Raw genomic sequence first — 19,243 nt, 5'->3', positions numbered from 1 at the left:
TAAAGACAACAAGTTTTTGCCTGGTGGCAATAGCGTTGTGGACCCACCTGAACCCATGCCGAACTCAGAAGTGAAACGCAACTGCGCCGATGATAGTGTGGGGTTTCCCCATGTGAAAGTAGGTCACCGCCAGGCTCTTATTAGATGACCCCATTGTCGCAAGACAGTGGGGTTTTTTATTGGACAAAAAAAGTGGGCTACTTTCAAGTAGGGCGAAGGCCGCCAGGAAAAAGCGTGCTTTTTTAGGCCGAAGCGGAAGCAGCTACGCTGCGCCCCTGGCCCACCGCCAGGCGCCAATTACTAAGCCCGCTCAATCAGCGGGCTTTTTTATTACCTGCGATTTATCGCTCGAGGCAAAACACCACAAACAATATCCATCCCTTATCCTCCTCTGTTTTACAAAGTGTGTTTTGTCGCTAGTACCTCTCAAGTCCTTAGCTCAGTACAAGGTTCTGTTGGTAGGAGTATCTAAGGATGCCTCTAATTAATTTAAGTCGAGATGATTTTTAGCGCAGCGCTAAGTGGTGTTATCCGTTAATGAGTGCCTTCATTAGATGCAAATAGGTGCCTAGTGCATTGGATTAATTGTGGATCTAATGCTGACTTTTTAGATTATCGTGAGGTAAGTATTGCCGGAAAAGTAGAATTACTGGGCAAAGAATATCCGGTATTGGGTAGGTGTTGCCGACTTTTTATGTGGTTTAGCCGTTCAATAAGGATTTTGCGGCACTTAAAGCTGTATCGGCGGTTCTGAATTAAAATTTATATGTTTTTATAAAAACATTATGAAATGCTAGTGATTGGTTAATTTATGGCATTTAATTTGCATTTTTTAGGCTGCCCAACCAGAAGCGGCAAAAACGACGGAATGTTGTCGGTTGAGCAGAATTTTTTGTCATGTAGATGATCGTAAGGATATGTTTCTACTGACGTTAGTGGCATTTGCTTTGCTATTTGTAGCCTAAGGCTTACTTAGGTAACTAATTATAACAATTGAGCTAAAAGCTCGAGCCTAAGTTAAAGCGAATGGAAGAAAGTGGTAAACGGAAACTAACGTAAGTAGGAATAGACCAATGATTTCCCGATTTTTAGTGTTATGCGGCACATTACTGTTGTCTGCATGTTCAACCATTGTCGACGGGGTAGAAAAAGTAGCTGACGATGTTCAAGAAAGAGAAGATCGTAACCAACGCCAAGTAACGGTGAGTACCGATAGTCGTTCTCCGATCCCTGACGACCCTTTTTATGCGCCAATTGAACCCAGCCCAGCAGCCGACCCTGTGATTGTTACGGGCTCTATGTTCAATAGTAATACCTCTCGCAGTTTATATAGCTATACGCCGCCTTTCGCCTTAGGCGATACCATTACAGTGATGCTTGAAGAAGAGGCAACGGCGACTAAGTCTGCTAGCTCAAACCTTGCCAAAGAAAATAGCTACAAACTTGACCCTGTGACTGTGCCTGGCGGATCGCTAACGATTAATGGCAAAGTTGTTGAACTCGAGATGAGCCAAAAACAAGACTTTGACGGAACCTCTGATGCTAACCAACGCCACCGCTTATCCGGTCGCATTACTGTATCGGTAGTAGACATACTGAATAACGGAAACTTGGTGGTTCGGGGTGAAAAGTGGTTGGTAATAAACAACGGCAAAGAGTACATGCGCTTTACTGGCATAGTGCGACCACTTGATGTTGGTGAAAACAACTCTATTGGTTCTTATCAAGTAGCCGATGCTCGAATCGAGTTTAGCGGTACCGGGGATCATGCTGACGTACAAACTCAAGGCTGGCTGTCGTCATTCTTGGGTGGAAGTATGTGGCCACTATAGGAAAAGCCAATGTCCTTATTTATTAGGGCTTTCTGCCTTTGGTTAATGTTAGCGGGCGTTAACGCCCCTAGCTATGCCGTATGGTTTGAAGGCGAAGGCCAAGCCAAGATTGTAGACGGCCAAGTGGATAAAGCGCGCCAACAAGCGATTCAAGATGCTTTGCTTACTCTGATGTATCGAGGTGGAGCGAGTGTAAAGTCGCTACAGATAGTGAAGTCAGGAGTATTAGAAACTGATGAGCTAACAGTGCGTACTAATGGCGAAGTTTATGACATGAAGCTGTTAGTAGAGACCATTGAAGACGACCAAATGACAGTCACGGTTGCCGCCGACATCTTTCCTCTTAATACCTGTGAAAAAGACAGTTATGCAAAAACGCTGTTTGTTGGGCCTTTCCAGCTACAAAAACGCGAACATGCACAACTTGGTGGTATTTATCGTACCCCTGAGGAAGTATCTCAGCGCTTGTTTCACCGCTTCAAGTTAAAGAGCAAGCGAGTAGACGCACGGCATTTAATGACCCGACAAATCGCTTTTGACGGTCGTTACGCTAATGATATTGAGCCGCAAATGTTGAAGGTTGCGAGGAGTCTATCTTCGCAATACGACGTGCAATATATCTTGTTTGGCAAAATCAACGACATGTCTAGCTACAACGAAACAAGCACCAATTTATTGGGAATGAAGAGCACCGTTAAGCAGCGTAACTTTCAAGTGAAGTTATATGTGATAGACGGGATAAACGGCGAAACAATCTTACGCAAGAGCTATGGCTCTAATCGAGAATGGCCATTTGATGTCACCATGAAACTTGACGTAACAGGGCAAACTTTTTGGTCTTCTGACTATGGCAACTTGATTGATTCTTACATCGACCAAGCGGTTGTAGACGTAGAGGATGCGCTGTATTGCCGCCAAAGTTTAGCCACTGTGGTGGGTTTATACAACGGACAGGTGGTGATTAATATTGGGCAAACCAATGGCGTGCGCAAAGGTGACAAGTTTGAACTGGTGAGGCAGCAATACTTGATGCACTTAGATGGCGGCTTGCGTGGTCCGATATTTAATGCAGACGATACTCAGTTAACGGTGATGTCGGTGCAATCAGACCGCGCAGTGTTAGCGACCAAGCGTTTTTCAGATATGGCAAACATTCAAATACGAGATGTGTTGGTGGCGGTGGACAACGATCCATTTGCGATTACCGACAGCTCACAGTGATATTCTAAAGGAACGGAACATGACAACATCTTATAGTTCTACGCCATTGGCTACTAATGACGTAGCCTACAAACCTAAGTTACTTGATGTCAGCAATCAGCAGCCTAGTGAAGTGAAAACTGATACCAGTTTTAGTCAAAAGCTAAAGCAGGCGCTCACTCCTGATAGCCAAAAAGAACCGGTGACGGAACAAGTTGCTAGCAGTATCCAAACAACCGCTGCGGCGGCAGAAAATGGTGTGGGAATTACTGACATTGCCCCTGCTGCTATGGATATTGGTCTTGGTTTAGCCACCGGAAATCCCATTCAGGCTGGCTTGGCTGGAGCAGATTTAATGCAAACCGTATTAAAGGCTGATATTGAAAAGCAGTTCACTGAACTAGGGCAAGGAATTGCTGCGGCCTTGGTGGCCGGGCTGTCTGGTGATCCAAGTGCCACTCAGGTATTACCTACCGCTGAAGAACTTGCTGAGCAAGCGGCTTTAGCCAGCGCTGAAATAGTTAATGAAGGTGGTTTGCAAGTGGCAGCTGCTAATCAGTCTGCCGCCGGCCTTATTGGCACTAGCCAAGAAGGTAAAAGCGTTCCTACCAAGGGGAGTGTGCCAAAAGCAATGTTAGAGGCACAAGCTAACATCAATGACAATGAGTTGTTAGAGCCTAATAAACCCAAGGTTTAGCCGCATTAAATACCCGGCCTAATTCTCTTTTAGGCCGGTAATCCTTCCAATACTTTGTGCTTCTTCTCCCTATTTCATAGGGTTTGTTATAATTGCTTGATGAAAAGCTTAGGGGTTGAATACTATTTTGTGCGTTAATTGCATATCATGGGCGCAGCTCAGTTGTTGATGTAAGGGATTATATGAAAACGATTTTTACACTGTTATTCGTCGTTAGTTTGTTGGCTTGTGGCGGCGGTGGTGGTGAATCTACAGTGGTAGACAATAGACCTAGCTACTCAGTAAGTGGCACCGCGAATGTGCTTACCAACACCGTAGTTGATAGCGATGTGAATGACCCTAATGCGCTGTACTCTTCCAATAATACTGCTAGTACTGCTCAAGTTCTCCCTCCTATTGCGGTAGTAAGTGGCTATTTAGCTAGCCATTTTACCGGTGTTAGCGGTGACCGCTTTGCTAACATGAACGATTCGATAGATATTTACCGAGTTGATTTAGAAGCTGGGCAAACCTTGTTTTTGGAAATTGCTGATTGGGAAACAAGCAGTAATGATTTTGATCTTTCCTTATATAGGGTGAGTGACGAAACTGAAGTAGCTAGTTCAATCGGCACAAATAAAACAGAGCTTATCCAAGTGACGGTTAGTGATGCCTACTATGTAGTCGTTGATGCTTATCTTGATAATCAACTAAGATCACAAGGCCCTTATACTCTGCGTCTTATCGATCAAAACCAGCAAAATGTCCCTGAAAGTACTAGCTTAAGTACTCAACATGCGTTCATGGTTGATGAAATGATTATTCAACGTAGTGAGCAACAGTTTAGAGCGGCGAATAACGAAGATTACGGTCTTTCTTCTGTTGCTTCAGGGCCAAGCATGAGCTTGTATCGTGCCGAAGAAAATCTAGCGGTTGCATTAGCGACTAGCGCTGATTCACCAAGCGGTTTAAAGCGAAGCAATAATGCAGAATACCTCGCTAAAAAACGTACATTACTCAAGATTAAAGAAATGAAGTATCGCTTGGGCGGTGATGAGGTTACGCCAAACTACCTTTATCAAGCTAGCGCTTTATCAAATGACCCTCTTGTTGAGCGGCAATGGCATTATGAGCAAATTGGTTTAAGTGCTGCATGGCAAACCATGCAGGGACAAACCCAAAGCGATGTTGTAGTAGCCGTACTCGATACCGGGATGTTCGAAAATCATCCTGATTTAAATGCTCAACTTACTACCGATGGCATGGATTTTATTTCTAATACCCAAATATCTTTAGATGGAGATGGCGTAGATACTGACCCTGAAGATCCAGGTGATAAAAGTGGAACAAATGGTAGCTCTTCTTGGCATGGTACTCATGTAGCAGGTACCGTTGCAGCGCGTACTAATAACTCTGTGGGTGTGGCCGGTGTTGCGCCAGACGCTAAAATAATGAATCTACGGGTGCTTGGTTTTGGCGGAGGTACTACCTTTGATATCAGCCAAGCAGTGTTATACGCCGCCGGTTTAAGTAACTCGTCGGGTCGTTTACCGAATAAAGCCGCAGACGTTATAAATATGAGTTTAGGTGGAGGTGGCTTTGATTCAGCATTTAACAAAGCTGTGCAAGACGCTGTTGCCCAAGGTGTTATCGTGGTTGCGGCAGCCGGGAACGAAAGTACCTCGCAACTGAGTTATCCAGCCGCTTTTGACAATGTGATTGGTGTTAGCGCTGTCGATGCTCGCAAACAACTTACCAGCTACTCTAACTACGGCACTTATATAGATATAGCAGCACCAGGTGGCAACAGCAGTGTCGATCTTAATGGTGATGGCTATGGTGATGGTGTTTACAGTACATACGTTAATGAAAGCGGTAGTAACTTAAGTGCTAGCTACCAATACTTAAACGGTACTAGCATGGCCGCCCCCCATGTAGCTGGCGGCGTAGCGTTGATGAAGCAATTAAATCCACAGCTAAATACATCGAGCTTCTTATCTCTATTAGCAAACGGAAAGCTAAGTGATGATATTGGCGCCAGCGGCAAGGATTCCTCATTTGGTTACGGTTTGTTTAACGCTGAGAAAGCGGTACAAAGTCAGCTAGATTTGCTTGACCCCGACCGCAGCTACTTGAGCTTAAGTATTAGTCAAATTAGCTTAAGTGCCCAAGAAAGCGAAGCAAGCTTTAATATTCAATCGATAGGCCCTAACGCGCTCACCGTTACTCGTGTTGAAGAGCAAGCCGCTTGGCTTACCGTAGACTCTAGTGCAACTGATGGTAGTGGTTTAGGTAGTTACGTTATTGAAGCAAGCCGAGACGGCTTAAGTGATGGTAATTACAGCGCCGATATTACTATTACTGGGTCAGATAGTTCGCAGCATATTGTTGCAGTGTCTATGGTTGTTTCTACCCAGCAGGCCAGTGATAACGGTTTGGTTTACATACTGTTATTAGATAGCGAAACCAGTGAAACTAAATACACTCAGCTGTCTTCCATGAACAATGGTGTATTTAGCTTTAACTTTGCTGAAGTGCGAGAAGGAAGTTACCGTCTGTATGTGAGTACTGACCTCGATAACGATTATGTTATTTGCGATCAAGGCGAGTTATGTGGTGCCTATCCGGTACGTAACAACATCACCCCAGTTGAAGTGAGTTCGAATTTAAATGGGCTTAGTTTAAGTGTGGAGCCTATCGTTACCGAAGGCGTGAGTAACCTTGCGTTACCGCTGATTGGCTCTAAAAAATAACTTTTCTACACCTATCACCGCTAATATCCTAAAATCATTAGGGTATTAGCGATTCATGTATAACTGCGATTCTTGTCATACAATTTAGATAATTGATAAGCTAGTTGTGAAATTTTGTTTAATAATATGTCTATTAGCAGGCAAATTAGTGCAAAGTCAGATCCAGCTCAATTACTTGAAAAGTAAAGCTTCAGGGAGTATTGGTTCCCAAGATGCGACAGGGCATAATTACATTGAATAAGCGTTGGTAAACACAGCTATGTAGTAAGGCTGAGTTATTAGTAGAAAGGGGATTTGATGCTCGAATTAAGTTGTTTACGTTTATCTCAAGATAAACTTGCGGCATTAATTGAAATAACTCCACAGGAGACACATGTTAGTGTCACCGATGTTAAAGCATTAATTCTTCGTTCAAACTTTGGTGATTACTTTGTCGATCCTGAAGCGATTGACGATGCTGTAGCCAAGTTTGCCGAGCTACGTGAGTCGCCTGAGCTGATTGAGCAATGGGGTGAAACCTTTGTTAAGTTAGCCAATATTAGAAACGCAGAAATCACCATTGATGTGTCTGAAGACAAAATGGTGGCACGTGCCATGATCACTGCAGCCTATGCAGGAAACCCAATTTCTCAAGGGGAGTTGGTAAGTGCTATGCAAGAAGCGGGAGTGGTATTTGGTTTACAAAAACAACGAGCGTTAAACTTACTCGCTACTGCTAAACAAGCCGACCCAGGCGTAAAAACTAAAAAAGTGGTGGCTTTAGGCCGTCCTTCAGTCGATGGAGAAGATAGCCGCTTCGAACGCTTTGTTGCCACCCCAAAAGAGCGACTACTTAAACCTAAAGAAACCGAAGATGGTCGTGTTGATATGCGTGACTTAGGCAACCTCGAAACGGTTGAACCTGAGGTTGAGTTGATGCGCCGTCATCCACATACCGTTGGTCAAGCGGGTAAAAATGTTTGCGGTGAAGAACTTCCATTTAAGCAAGGCCATGAGCAGCCTTTCACTGTGGGTGAAGGTACTAAAATTGCTTCTAATGACGCTAACTTATTGCTTGCTGATAGAACCGGATTACCGCTAGAAATTGAAAATGGTATGAAGGTTGACGATGTATTATCCATTAAAAGCGTAGACGTAAGTTATGGTCATGTAGATTTCGCTGGCAGTGTTTTAATCACCGGCAATGTTGGTGAAGGCATGAAGGTTAAAGCTACTGGTGACGTACATATCAATGGCTTTGTAGAGTCGGCAAATATTACCGCCGGCGGTGATGTGGTGGTGGGCAAAGGTATTATTGGTCATCGCCTAATGGAAGGTGACGAAAACTTCTCTTGTAAGGTTAATGCAAAAGGCGAGCTGCACGCTACCTTTGTACAATATTCACATATTGAAACGGTAAAAGACGTTACCATTACCAGCCAAATGCTCCACAGTAAAATTGAAACCGATGGTAAAGTTACGGTGAGTGATGCCGGCGGTTTGCGCGGAACCCTAGTTGGTGGCTCAATTGATGCTGGCGGAGAGATTAGCGCAGTAGTGTTGGGAGCAACAGCCGGTACCGCCACGCAGTTGCGTATATCTGGTGAGTTTGAAGGTATTCAAGACGAGCGTCGTAACCTTAATAATATCAAACATAATCTACACCAAAAGCTTAGCAAGGTGCTTGATGCACAAATGAGGCTAAGTTCTACCAAGCAAGAAGACCGCGAAGAGGGTACGGCAGAAAAACTGTCTGCTACTATGCACCATACTCGCCAAGAGCTTGTACAGATTGATTTTGCCTTGGACTACAATCAGCAAATGGAAGACGAGTTTTTTGCTAACGCTCGACTTACCGTTAAGAAAGAGTTGCACCCCAATGTGCGTCTCGACATTGTTGGCCAAAAACTGTTTACTAATCGTGAGTATGGACCCACCGAAACCCAATATGAAAACGGAAAAATTAGTTTTGTTCCGTTAATGCCAGGGAAAAAATAGCTATCAATCTTCCCTCCATATAGTGCGTTATAAATGAGGGATCAATAATGAACTGGCAATCTATTGCTCGACAGCCTTTAGGCTTTTTCCCTACCCCAATGCATAGCTTACCGAGCTTGTCGGTGCACCTAGCCGGTCCGCAAATCTATATTAAGCGTGATGACTTAAGTGGATTAGCCCTAGGTGGTAATAAAGTACGCAAGTTAGAGTTTTTGCTAGGTGAAGCGCTACAACAAAAAGCTGATTGCATCATCAGTGCTGGCGCCGCTCAATCTAATCATTGCCGACAAACTGCTGCCGCAGCCGCTAAGCTCAATTTACCCTGTTATTTACTATTAGGCGGCAAAGCCCCCGAGCATGCCCAAGGTAATGTATTGCTCGATAAATTGTTTGGTGCCACTATTGTTTGGACTGGTGAACAAAGAAAGGGCGAAGGTATAGCTGCACTTGAGGCTCAGCTTAAAAGCAAAGGCTTAAGACCTTATGTGGTGCCTTATGGTGGCTCTGATGCTGTTGGCTGTTTAGGTTTTGCTGCTGCTTTAGAAGAGTTATTGAAACAACAAAGCGACATTGAAGAGATTGTATTTGCTTCAAGTTCTGGCGCGACCCAAGCTGGCTTAATGTTAGCTAAAGCTTACTTAAACTCATCGATCCAGTTGCGCGGGATTAATATCGATAAGGCCAATCATCGCACTCAACATTTCAGCCAAACCATTGCTGATTTGGCTAATACCGCGAGTGAACAATTTAGCCTTGATTCTCGATTTAGCGCCAGAGACGTTTGTTTAGATGATGAATACCTTGGAGAAGGCTATGCAGTATTGGGCGATGCTGAGCGAGAGGCCATTATGTTGCTGGCCGAAACCGAAGGGGTACTGTTAGATCCGGTTTATACCGCCAAAGCGATGGCGGGGTTAATTGCTCGAATACGCCAAGGGAAATACTCCTCACAGCAAAAAGTGCTGTTTTGGCATACTGGCGGAACCCCCGCATTGTTTGCCTACGCTAAGCAGTTACTAAGTTAAACTGACGTATTAAGCGTAGTGGGTTTATAGTATTCGTAAGTAGAACATATTTTTGAGGGCGTATTATGGAATCAGGAATGCACACACTGAGTGATTTGTTTGAACAACTAGGCTTAGATCCTTCAATTAATGGGATTGCTCAATTTGTTACCGACAAGGGGCCAATTGCTGCCGGAGTGGTATTACATAAAGCCAGTTTTTGGACTCCCACCCAGGCGAGCTTTTTGGCTGAAGCAGTTGAGCAAGACGCCGATTGGGCTGAGTTAGTTGATCAGCTGGATAATATGCTGCGCTAGATTTAGCTGTTTGGTCGCCGCACATTCTCAATCGCGTTTAAAGCCTGTTCTAAGGTCGTGCTAAAGTTAAACTGCTGGGCATTATGGTCTTTAGCTTGGCAAACACCACTTACAAAGCGGACTTGTTGTGATGTTTGTTTGCAGCACTGAGGCTTAATTTTTACAGATTGATTCAAAGGCTATCCTTAGCTCTTGCTTAGTTTTCGCTGCCATAATGTTCAATGGCGTATTTAATCATTGCGACGCTGCTGTCTAAATCCAACTTACGACGGATTTTTAAAGTGTGAGTTTCCACGGTTCTAATACTAATCGATAAACTATCGGCGATTTTTTTGTTACCGCAACCAGTGGCTAGCAGGCGCAGTACTTGCTGCTCACGTTTGGTTAAACTTACTGTGCTAGAGCTGCTTTCATTATCAAACAACATGTTGGATACACCAGCACTGATGTAACGGCCACCATTGGCTATCGCTTCCAACGCGCTGATTAGCTCGCTGGAGGCAATATCTTTCAGTAAATATCCTTTGGCTCCATTACGCATCGCGTTTTGCACATACTCTTTATTGTCGTGCATGCTAAGCATCACCACTTTGCTGTTTGGGCACTGTTCTGCCAATGCTTCTAGAAGCTGAATACCATTTAACTTAGGCATGTTTATATCGGTAAGCACAATGTCTGGGCAAAGTTGTTGCGCCATACTTAAGGCTTGCTCCCCATCTGCCGCAGTGCCTACAACATTAAAGCCGGGGTTGGCTTCTAGTCGCATTTTTAGTCCGTCTTGAACTAAGGGGTGATCGTCTACCAATAGAATACTGGTCATGCAGTTTGCTCTTGAATAGCCTTAACAGCTGTTTCAACTTCTAGCAGTGGTACTTTAATCGTTATCAGTGTCCCTTCTCCTAATTGACTGTCTACGTCTACATGGCCGTCGATATGGGCAATGCGTTCAAAAATATTGCGTAAGCCAAGGCCGCTGCTGGCAAGTTCTGGTCGTCGAGTGAGCTCTTTAATTGAATGGCGGCGTACTCTTTTACCCATCTCAAAACCAATACCATTGTCTCTAATTTTCATCACTAAGGTTTTTGCATGTTGGTTTAACACTATGTCCACAGTGTCGGCTTGTGCATGCTTTTCCACGTTCTGCAGTGCTTCTTGGGTGATGCGATAAAAGGTGGTTTCAACCGTAGACGGTATATTCAGGTTATCAATGTCGCACTCTAAAAACACATCTATTCCTGTACGGTGTTCAAACTCTTGGCAAAAACCACCTAATGCGGCTGCTAAACCCAGATCATCCAGCACGCTGGGGCGCAAATCTTTAGAGATGCGACGAATTTCGCCAATGGCTTCATTAATGGTACCTAGGCCTTGATTAAGGCTGGCGGCTACCGAAGCTGGTGTATTGTTACATTCGGTGGCGCTTTCTAGGCGATACTTAATAGAGACCAGTAGTTGGTTAATGCCATCGTGAAGCTCGCGCGATACACGTTGGCGTTCTTGTTCTTGCGAATCAATAATTCGCTGGGTAAGTTCTTTTAGCTTTTTGTCTGCTAGCTTATGCTCCGAAATGTTTAAAGATGCTCCTAAAAAAGCGATTAAAATTCCTGAAATAGTGGTAATTATAAATAACCAGATAAAGGTTCTATTAATGTTCTCTTGAGTTTGCATTTCCAGTTTGGCTAGCTCTACATCCACATCATCTAAATATACGCCAGTACCAAACATCCATTGCCATTTGTCTAGCATCACTACGTAACCAAGCTTTTGAACGCGTTTTCCAGTGCTAGGTTTTTCCCATAAGTAATTACTAAAGCCGCCGCCAGCCTTGGCTTGGGCAATTAAGTCTTGGATTAGATGAGTGCCCTCAGAGTCTTCAAAATCCCAGAGATTCTGACCGACTAACTCGGGTTGGATTGGATGAACTAAATTCACTCCTTTTAAGGTGTAGGCAAAAAAGTAGCCGTCTTCGGCAAAACGCAGGCGATTTAGTAGTTCCCGTACTTGATGTTTAGCGTGCTCGTCATCGGCGGCTGCGGGTTCGTAAATGTCGCGAATGCTGGCAAAAGCTTGGTCGATATGGTTTTGCAGCTCTAGGGTTTTACTACGCATGATGTTTTCTTTGATCAGCGCCAGCTGTTGGTCGGTAAGAATCGAAGATTGTTTAAAAACCAGAGTGGCAATTAGCGCAGTAACACAAAGTAGAGGAACAATTGATAACAAGATAATTTTAAACTTGAGGGACCACATCTCGTGACGGCCTAACAAAGAGAATGTTAACTATATGTTAATCTATGCTATTTCCTAAAAATAGTGATCTGGCTCTCACTCCTACCAAAGTCTAGCGTGTACGTGATCTTACGTAGAAAAAAACCGTGCTTTAGCGGATAGGTTTTATTGTAACAAGTCGCTAACATTAAAGGTGACCATTAAGCAGTTGGTTTACATCTAGAACATTTAACCAACAATGGAAAATAACAACGAAAGGGAGAACAACATGCTTAAGTCCCTCTGCAGTAAAACTCTGCTGGCTTCTGCTATTATCGCGTTTAGTTCGGCAGCTGTTTCAGCTGATAAAGTGTACAAACTAAAACTGGCTGAAACTTGGGGCCCTAACTTCCCCGTTTTTGGTGATGCGGTGAAAAACATGGTGAAAATGGCCGACGAAATGTCGAATGGTCGTTTAAAGATCCGTGTTGACTCTTCGAACAAACATAAAGCACCATTTGGTGTTTTTGATCTAGTAAAAAGTGGCCAGTATGACCTAGGCCATACAGCGTCTTACTACTACAAAGGTAAAGTGCCTAATACCCTTTACTTCACTACCATGCCATTTGGTATGAATGCACCAGAGCAACACGCTTGGTTGCAATATGGTGGTGGTCAAGACTTGATGAACCAAGTTTATGCTGACCACAACTTAGTGCCGTTCCCTGGTGGTAACACAGGGGTGCAAATGGGTGGTTGGTTCCGTAAAGAAATCAACTCGGTGGGTGATTTAGAAAACCTGAAAATGCGTATCCCGGGTTTCGCCGGCGAAGTATTGGCTAAGCTAGGTGCTACGCCAGTGAATATTCCGCCGGGTGAGCTTTACACCGCACTTGAGCGCAACACCATTGATGCGTTGGAATGGGTAGGCCCTTCGTTAGATTTGCGCATGGGCTTTCATAAAATTGCCCCTTACTACTACATGGGTTGGCATGAACCAGCCACTGAGCTGATGTTTATTGCTAACAAGAAAAAGTTAGAAAAAATGCCAGCAGACTTACAAGCTATTTTGGCTGTAGCGATGCGTAAAGCTGCCTACGACATGTATATACATTCTTATGCAGAAAGCGCTAAAAACTGGCAAACCATGTTGCAAGAGTTCCCTGATATTCAGGTGAAAACTTTCCCACCAGAAGTCATTAAAGCGCTTAAAACCGCTAACGATGATTTGTTAAAAGAGAAAGCAGCAGCTGACCCAATGGCCGCTAAAATCATTGAGTCTCAACAACAGTACATGCAACAAGTTCGCGCTTATACCGCGATTTCAGAACAAGGTTACTTAAACAGTACCGAAGGTTTGTAGAGCATAGTTGGAGCCGCAGAGTATTGCGGCTCCATCAGCTAAACCAGAATAAGCAAGTGGATTGCTTGGGAGGCTAGGGATGTTGCGTTTGCAACGAGCAGTAGATGGATTCTCCAAGGCCATAGCGGGCCTAACAGCGGTACTGATGCTGTTAATGTTGGTAAACATCTTTTATGACGTGATCATGCGTTACTTTTTTCGCTCCAGCTCAATTGGTATGCAAGAGCTAGAGTGGCATTTATTTGCAGCAATGTTTTTATTAGGTATTGCTTCTACTTTGCAGGCCGAGGGGCATGTTCGTGTAGACATTATTTATGACAAGTTGTCGAGTCGCAAGCGCGCCTGGATAGACAGCTTGGGCGTAGTATTTTTTCTGTTTCCCTTTTGTGGATTAATTGCTTGGTATGGCTACGACTTTGCCTTGGAATCTTACAATTTGGGTGAAACCAGTGGTGACCCAGGTGGCTTGCCCTATCGTTGGATCATCAAATCTATGATTCCCATCTCCGCGATATGTTTAGCTATAAGTGGCTTAGGCATGTTGCTTAAAAATCTTATTCAGCTGCGAAATACCGCCTAGCTCGTAATAACAAAAAGGAAGTTGTCATGATTGGGATAGTCATGTTTTTCGTGGCCTTGCTAATGCTGCTTACTGGTTTTCCAGTAGCCTTTATCTTTGGTGGTGTCGCGCTGGTTTTTGGCGTATTTGCAGAAGGCATAGATCTGTTTGCCTTTATGCCGTATCGCATAATGAGCATTATGCAAAATTCGGTGTTAATGGCGGTACCGTTGTTCATCTTCATGGGCATTGTGTTGCAGAAAACCCGTTTGGCTGAGCAACTACTAGAAGCGATGGGCCAACTGTTTGGCCGGGTTCGTGGTGGTTTGGCGGTATCTACCATTTTAGTGGGCGCCTTGTTGGCCGCCTCTACTGGGGTGGTGGGTGCGTCGGTTGTCGCCATGGGCGTAATCTCGTTGCCAGTGATGCTTAAATATAAATATGACAAGCGTTTAGCCTCTGGGGTCATTTGTGCTTCGGGCACGCTTGGACAAATTATTCCTCCTTCTATCATCTTGATTATTTTGGGTGATGTGATGGGGGTGCCGGTGGGCGATTTGTTTAAAGCTGCGCTACTGCCTGGTGCTGTATTGGTGGGAGCCTTCATCCTCTATGTACTAGGGGTTTCTTACTTTAAACCTGAATCAGCCCCTGCTTTACCTAAAGACGAAGCTGCTGGTCATGGTGTGCAACCATGTTGGAATGCCTTTAAAGCTATCGCTCCGCCATTAGCGCTAATGATTGCAGTATTAGGGTCTATTTTCTACGGTATAGCTACGCCAACGGAGTCATCAGCAATTGGTGGCATTGGCGCGATTATTCTATCGATTATTTACCGTCAGTTTTCTTGGAAAATTGTTTACGAAGCATCAATTGAGACAGTAAAAGTCACCTCAATGGTATTTGCTATCTTTATTGGTGCAACTGCCTTCTCGATGGTGTTTTCTTATACCGGCGGTGAAGAAGTGATTGAAGAAGTGATGACCAGCCTTCCGGGTGAGAAATGGGGCTTCTTAATCTTAACCATGATTGTGATTTTGATACTGGGCTTTTTTATCGACTTCGTAGAAATCTCATTTATTGTGGTGCCAATGTTGTACCCAGTGGCTGAGTTACTTGGCATTGATTTAACGTGGTTTGCTATTTTGATTGCGATGAACTTACAAACCTCGTTCCTTACGCCGCCCTTTGGGTTTAGCTTATTTTACCTAAAAGGGGTGGCCCCGCCCGAGGTTCAAACCACCGACATCTATAAGGGAGTGGTTCCCTTTATTATCTTACAAATAATGGTGTTAGCGTCGATATTGGTATTCCCTGAGTTTTATGGCTTTGGTATGTAGAGCCATAAAATAAACCATTGGGTAAACCTTTGTAGAGTAATAAAAAAGAGGCCTATACGGCCTCTTTTTTGTATCTAGTGGCTAGCCTTACAGTTTGAAGCTGCCCACCAATTCAGCCAGCTTATCAGCCAGTTGCTTGAGTGACTTACTGGCTTCCGACAACTCAGCTGCAGTGTCGGTAGCTTCTTGAGTGCTAAGGTTAATTTCTTCTACGTTGCCATTTAGCTCACTAACGACCGATGACTGCTCCTCGGTGGCGGTGGCCACTTGAATATTCATATCCGAAATCAAGGTGACTCGATTAGAAATTTCTTGCAAGGCAGAATAAGCGTGACCGGCTTCTTCAGCGCCTTGGGTACTCATTCCACTGCTCTGTTCAATGGCGTTTACTGCTCGGGCCGCTTGTTCTTGCAGGTTGTTAATCATCTGCTGAATCTCGTCTGTAGACTCGGCAGTTCGCCCTGCTAAGCTACGCACTTCATCGGCAACTACCGCAAATCCTCGCCCTTGCTCTCCGGCTCTGGCTGCTTCAATAGCGGCGTTTAGTGCCAACAAGTTAGTTTGGTCAGAAATACCTCGAATAACGTCCAAGATGCTGCCAATAGATTGGCTGCTTTCGGCGAGTGACGCGACAACGGTGGCTACTTGTTGCATCTCTTCGGCCAAGTGCATGATATTGTCTCGCGCCTTTAACACTACTTGCTGGCCTTTGTCTGACTCTTTTTCAGCATCTTGAGCTGCGTCGGCCGCTTGTGAAGCATTGTTGGCTATTTCATTTACCGTCGAACCCATTTGATTGATGGCGGTAGCCACTTGAGTTACTCGATCTTGCTGGTGCTGGGTGTTCTCCAAAGTTCGCTGAGATTGGCTTGCCACAGAGCGAGAAGCTTCACCGAGGTGGTCGCCAGTTTCAGCTACAGAGCTTACTGAGCGGTGAATTTTTTCAATAAAGCTATTGAAGCCCATCGCCAGTTTTGCCATTTCATCTTTGTTGTCGGCATCTAAACGCTGGCGTAAATCGCCTTCACCTTCACCTAAATCTTGAAAAACGTCGGCGAGTTTAGCGATGGGGCGAGTAATGGTACCTGCCAGCCACACTGCGACCAGCAAGAAAATGCCAATAACAATGAGTGTGGTCACTATCATGTAATAACGAGATTGATATAGTTCTTCAAATACCTCGTCTTTAGGTACTTGTGCAATCAAGTACCATTCCATGGACTCAATATAACTTGAGCCTAGAAATAGCTGTTTACCTTGGTGGTTCACTTCAACCAAACTAAAGCCTTGTTTATTAAACAGCGAACTGGTGGCGTCGCCAAATTCTTGGGCGAGTGACACCTTTCCTACGAGCTCTTTATTACGATGTAAACGAATCATACCTTCGCCGTCACTAAGGAAAACAAAGCCACTTTCTTCGATTTTAAAACTGTCGAGAAAGGCGATCATTTCATCCATAGGTTTAGATACACCAGACATGGTGTGGCCATTCACCTGTTGGTAGTTTAAAAACAATTTGGTTTCTTCTGTGGTGGAGGAATAAACGCTGACCATGGTTTCTTTGCCTGAGTCACGAAAGGCAAAAAACCAGCTGTCTCGATCAGGGTTCAATTGGCGTAAAAATCCTTTTTGATTCCAGTAATTGGCGGTTTTTCGGTTAGAGACCGAGGCATCAGCCAGGCCATATTGTTCTTTTAAACGCCCCAGCATTTCAATCAACTGAGTCTCTGAGTTTGGCTTGGTTGATTTTAGGGTGCGCTCTTCAACAAAAACATTGTTTGCTAGTTGCTCGGCTGATTGCAGCAGCACGGTCACTTCTTTGTCGATTCTATTACGGATTTGTTTAAGTAAGGCTGGTAGCTCGTTGTTTACCATTCTGTTTTCGATAATGGTTTGCGCTTGGCGCTGGCTAACCAGGCCAATAATACTGGTAGACGCAAGCACGGCTAATACGATGGTGATGGTGAGTTTCTTACGAATGGTAAGTTGGTTAAAGAACATTATCCCTCCTAGGATCGCCAAAAGGCAGCAGCTAGCACAGCTATTGAGAAACGATGAAAAGCTGGCCTAATTATTAGGTCAGCTAAACATCTAAATTCGAATTATTACAATGAGTAACTTAATAAGTGTAGTTAAAAAGAAGTACGTTTGTAGTGACGATACTCAGGCTTCCAAAAGCTCGCTTCAATGGCTTGCATCAGCACTTCATCGCTGGTTTTTACCGCTAGTTGTTGTTGCATCGCAGTGGTAGCTACAGCGTAGGCAATGTGTTTACTGACAAGCTGAATTTCTTCTAATGGCGGCAATAACGCTCCTTCGCCGTCGTTCGCTAGTGGCGAGCATTCGGCCAACGCTCGGCTACTGGCTATCAGCATTTCATCGCTCACGCGGGTGGCTTGGCAAGCCAGTACACCTAAGCCAATACCTGGAAAGATATAACTGTTGTTACATTGGGCAATAGGAAAGGTTTGCTCGCCCAGTTTTACCGGTGGGAATGGACTGCCAGTGGCGACTAAGGCTTGGTCATTGGTCCAGCGGAGTATATCTTCAGGCAGCGCTTCCACGCGGCTGGTGGGGTTAGAAAGCGGCATAACTATAGGTTTAGAACAATGCTGATGCATGCTTTCAATAACTTGTTGGGTAAACACTCCTGGTGCACCCGACACACCAATAAGCACCGTGGGTTTGCCATTTTCAACGACGTCGAGTAATGACAAGCTGTCTGAGTTTAAGCCCCATTGCTGCTGAAGTTGGGCTGGTTGTGCCAAGGCTTGCTGAAAATCTAGCAAATTGGGCATGTTGTTTTGTAATAAGCCCCAGCGATCTACCATGAAAATTTGGCTACGAGCTTGAGCTTCGCTAATGCCTTCCTCGACCATTGCTCTAATAATGGCTTCGGCAATACCACAGCCCGCTGATCCCGAACCTACAAAGGTGACGCGTTGTTCAGCAAGGCTAGAGCCAGCAGCTTTACAAGCCGCTAATAGTGAACCCACGGTAACTGCCGCCGTGCCTTGGATATCATCGTTAAAGCAACAAAATTGATCTTTATAGCGTTGTAGCAAGGGCATAGCATTCTTCTGAGCAAAGTCTTCAAACTGAATAAGCGCATCAGGCCAGCGCACTTTTACCGCTTGCATAAATAGCTCTACAAACTCATCGTATTCGGTGCCACTAATTCGCTCATGACGCCAGCCCATGTACATTGGGTCGTTAAGCAACTGTTGGTTGTCGGTGCCTACATCTAGCACTATTGGTAGCGTATAAGCTGGGCTAATACCGCCACAGGCTGTATATAAAGAGAGCTTACCAATGGGAATGCCCATACCACCAATGCCTTGGTCGCCCAAACCAAGAATACGTTCACCATCGGTAACAACAATGATCTTCACATTATGACGGGTGGCGTTGTTTAGCAGTTCATCGATACGGTGACGGTTTGGATAAGAAATAAATAAGCCCCGTGAGCGGCGGTAAATATTAGAGAATTGCTCACAGGCTGCACCCACAGTAGGGGTATAAATAATCGGCATCATTTCGCTAATATGATCTTCAACTAAGCGATAAAACAAGGTCTCGTTAGTGTCTTGAATGTTCCTAAGGTAAATATGGCGATCTAAATCGTTAGTGAAGCTTTGATATTGTAAATAAGCGCGCTCTGTTTGCTCATCAATACTTTCGATGTTTTCTGGCAGTAGCCCTTCTAAGTTAAAGAAAATACGCTCTTCTTGATTAAAGGCGCTGCCTTTATTTAACAGTGGAGTTTCAAGTAAAGCAGGACCAGCATAAGGAATGTAGAGCGGGCGTTTTTTATCATCCATGTGATTAGATCTTTAACTAGGGCAAACAAGAGAGGTATTTTTTCACAAATTTGGTGTTAGGTCATGCTGAAATGTTGGGGAAATGTTGAATCTAGGTGGCCCAGAAATAGGCCAGCCGGCACCGCTAACAGATAGGAGGGGCGTAACGCCTAACAGATGAGGTATTACCGCCCGGGCATCTAGAAGCGACAACCGA

General features: G+C 44.5%; 15 protein-coding genes and 1 rRNA gene. 11 read left to right on the top strand and 5 right to left on the bottom strand.

All coding sequences use genetic code 11. From position 1 onward, the window contains the following. Positions 1-19 precede the first annotated feature (19 nt). The 8 genes from rrf (at position 20) to FFR00_RS14690 (ending at position 9,759) form a co-directional block, all read left to right on the top strand. A 5S ribosomal RNA gene (gene rrf / locus FFR00_RS14725) occupies positions 20-135 on the top strand. A gap of 938 nt (positions 136-1,073) precedes the next feature. Next, on the top strand, positions 1,074-1,832 hold the full coding sequence (locus tag FFR00_RS14720; protein WP_137674175.1) for a flagellar basal body L-ring protein FlgH: 759 nt from the start codon (positions 1,074-1,076) through the stop codon (positions 1,830-1,832). 9 nt (positions 1,833-1,841) lie between these two features. Then, a complete protein-coding gene (locus FFR00_RS14715; RefSeq protein WP_235836238.1) occupies positions 1,842-3,053 on the top strand; it encodes a flagellar assembly protein T N-terminal domain-containing protein in 1,212 nt (403 codons plus the stop codon). 19 nt (positions 3,054-3,072) lie between these two features. After that, positions 3,073-3,729: a hypothetical protein gene (locus tag FFR00_RS14710; protein ID WP_137674174.1), complete on the top strand. Its 657-nt coding sequence runs from the start codon at positions 3,073-3,075 to the stop codon at positions 3,727-3,729. Between the two features lie 182 nt (positions 3,730-3,911). Continuing rightward, positions 3,912-6,461, top strand: a complete 2,550-nt coding sequence (locus FFR00_RS14705) for a S8 family peptidase (protein ID WP_137674173.1) — start codon at positions 3,912-3,914, stop codon at positions 6,459-6,461. Positions 6,462-6,758: 297 nt separating this feature from the next. Beyond that, positions 6,759-8,438: a DUF342 domain-containing protein gene (locus FFR00_RS14700; protein WP_137674172.1), complete on the top strand. Its 1,680-nt coding sequence runs from the start codon at positions 6,759-6,761 to the stop codon at positions 8,436-8,438. A 47-nt stretch (positions 8,439-8,485) separates the two neighbouring features. Next, positions 8,486-9,463, top strand: a complete 978-nt coding sequence (locus FFR00_RS14695) for a D-cysteine desulfhydrase family protein (RefSeq protein ID WP_137674171.1) — start codon at positions 8,486-8,488, stop codon at positions 9,461-9,463. Between the two features lie 77 nt (positions 9,464-9,540). Beyond that, the gene (locus FFR00_RS14690; protein WP_235836237.1) at positions 9,541-9,759 is read left to right on the top strand and encodes a DUF2789 family protein; all 219 of its coding nucleotides are present in this window, start codon (positions 9,541-9,543) and stop codon (positions 9,757-9,759) included. Positions 9,760-9,761: 2 nt separating this feature from the next. On the opposite strand, the gene FFR00_RS21660 is transcribed toward FFR00_RS14690, so the two are convergent. Genes FFR00_RS21660 through FFR00_RS14680 form a run of 3 tightly spaced genes read right to left on the bottom strand, consistent with a single transcriptional unit; the run spans position 9,762 to position 12,006 of the window. Beyond that, on the bottom strand, positions 9,762-9,935 hold the full coding sequence (locus FFR00_RS21660) for a hypothetical protein (RefSeq protein ID WP_154675879.1): 174 nt from the start codon (positions 9,933-9,935) through the stop codon (positions 9,762-9,764). A gap of 20 nt (positions 9,936-9,955) precedes the next feature. Continuing rightward, positions 9,956-10,579, bottom strand: a complete 624-nt coding sequence (locus tag FFR00_RS14685; RefSeq protein WP_137674169.1) for a response regulator transcription factor — start codon at positions 10,577-10,579, stop codon at positions 9,956-9,958. After that, on the bottom strand, positions 10,576-12,006 hold the full coding sequence (locus FFR00_RS14680; RefSeq protein ID WP_137674168.1) for a cache domain-containing protein: 1,431 nt from the start codon (positions 12,004-12,006) through the stop codon (positions 10,576-10,578). The genes FFR00_RS14685 and FFR00_RS14680 overlap by 4 nt, the downstream gene beginning before the upstream one ends. 247 nt (positions 12,007-12,253) lie before the next feature. On the opposite strand from FFR00_RS14680, the gene FFR00_RS14675 reads away from it, so the two are divergent. The 3 genes from FFR00_RS14675 (at position 12,254) to FFR00_RS14665 (ending at position 15,226) form a co-directional block, all read left to right on the top strand. After that, complete coding sequence (locus tag FFR00_RS14675; RefSeq protein ID WP_137674167.1) at positions 12,254-13,327, top strand: TRAP transporter substrate-binding protein; 1,074 nt, start codon at positions 12,254-12,256, stop codon at positions 13,325-13,327. A gap of 79 nt (positions 13,328-13,406) precedes the next feature. Beyond that, positions 13,407-13,907 carry a TRAP transporter small permease subunit gene (locus FFR00_RS14670; protein WP_137674166.1) on the top strand — a complete coding sequence of 167 codons (501 nt, stop codon included), beginning with the start codon at positions 13,407-13,409 and terminating at the stop codon, positions 13,905-13,907. Between the two features lie 26 nt (positions 13,908-13,933). Continuing rightward, positions 13,934-15,226: a TRAP transporter large permease subunit gene (locus tag FFR00_RS14665; protein ID WP_137674165.1), complete on the top strand. Its 1,293-nt coding sequence runs from the start codon at positions 13,934-13,936 to the stop codon at positions 15,224-15,226. Between the two features lie 87 nt (positions 15,227-15,313). Here the strand turns inward: FFR00_RS14665 and FFR00_RS14660 are convergent, their stop codons facing one another. Next, on the bottom strand, positions 15,314-17,227 hold the full coding sequence (locus tag FFR00_RS14660) for a methyl-accepting chemotaxis protein (RefSeq protein ID WP_137674164.1): 1,914 nt from the start codon (positions 17,225-17,227) through the stop codon (positions 15,314-15,316). A 131-nt stretch (positions 17,228-17,358) separates the two neighbouring features. Next, positions 17,359-19,047: an NAD-dependent malic enzyme gene (locus FFR00_RS14655; protein WP_137674163.1), complete on the bottom strand. Its 1,689-nt coding sequence runs from the start codon at positions 19,045-19,047 to the stop codon at positions 17,359-17,361. Positions 19,048-19,243 lie beyond the last annotated feature (196 nt).

The sequence above is a fragment of the Agarivorans sp. Toyoura001 genome, assembly GCF_005405585.1.
Classification (GTDB): Bacteria; Pseudomonadota; Gammaproteobacteria; order Enterobacterales; family Celerinatantimonadaceae; genus Agarivorans.
This window is presented reverse-complemented; position numbering and strand designations above follow the sequence as displayed.

Bases quoted from the DNA above. Each gene is read 5' to 3' on its own strand.
- FFR00_RS14720 (WP_137674175.1), top strand. From the start codon at position 1,074: ATGATTTCCCGATTTTTAGTGTTATGCGGCACATTACTGTTGTCTGCA.
- FFR00_RS14715 (WP_235836238.1), top strand. From the start codon at position 1,842: ATGTCCTTATTTATTAGGGCTTTCTGCCTTTGGTTAATGTTAGCGGGC.
- FFR00_RS14710 (WP_137674174.1), top strand. From the start codon at position 3,073: ATGACAACATCTTATAGTTCTACGCCATTGGCTACTAATGACGTAGCC.
- FFR00_RS14705 (WP_137674173.1), top strand. From the start codon at position 3,912: ATGAAAACGATTTTTACACTGTTATTCGTCGTTAGTTTGTTGGCTTGT.
- FFR00_RS14700 (WP_137674172.1), top strand. From the start codon at position 6,759: ATGCTCGAATTAAGTTGTTTACGTTTATCTCAAGATAAACTTGCGGCA.
- FFR00_RS14695 (WP_137674171.1), top strand. From the start codon at position 8,486: ATGAACTGGCAATCTATTGCTCGACAGCCTTTAGGCTTTTTCCCTACC.
- FFR00_RS14690 (WP_235836237.1), top strand. From the start codon at position 9,541: ATGCACACACTGAGTGATTTGTTTGAACAACTAGGCTTAGATCCTTCA.
- FFR00_RS14685 (WP_137674169.1), bottom strand. From the start codon at position 10,579: ATGACCAGTATTCTATTGGTAGACGATCACCCCTTAGTTCAAGACGGA.
- FFR00_RS14680 (WP_137674168.1), bottom strand. From the start codon at position 12,006: ATGTGGTCCCTCAAGTTTAAAATTATCTTGTTATCAATTGTTCCTCTA.
- FFR00_RS14675 (WP_137674167.1), top strand. From the start codon at position 12,254: ATGCTTAAGTCCCTCTGCAGTAAAACTCTGCTGGCTTCTGCTATTATC.
- FFR00_RS14670 (WP_137674166.1), top strand. From the start codon at position 13,407: ATGTTGCGTTTGCAACGAGCAGTAGATGGATTCTCCAAGGCCATAGCG.
- FFR00_RS14665 (WP_137674165.1), top strand. From the start codon at position 13,934: ATGATTGGGATAGTCATGTTTTTCGTGGCCTTGCTAATGCTGCTTACT.
- FFR00_RS14660 (WP_137674164.1), bottom strand. From the start codon at position 17,227: ATGTTCTTTAACCAACTTACCATTCGTAAGAAACTCACCATCACCATC.
- FFR00_RS14655 (WP_137674163.1), bottom strand. From the start codon at position 19,047: ATGGATGATAAAAAACGCCCGCTCTACATTCCTTATGCTGGTCCTGCT.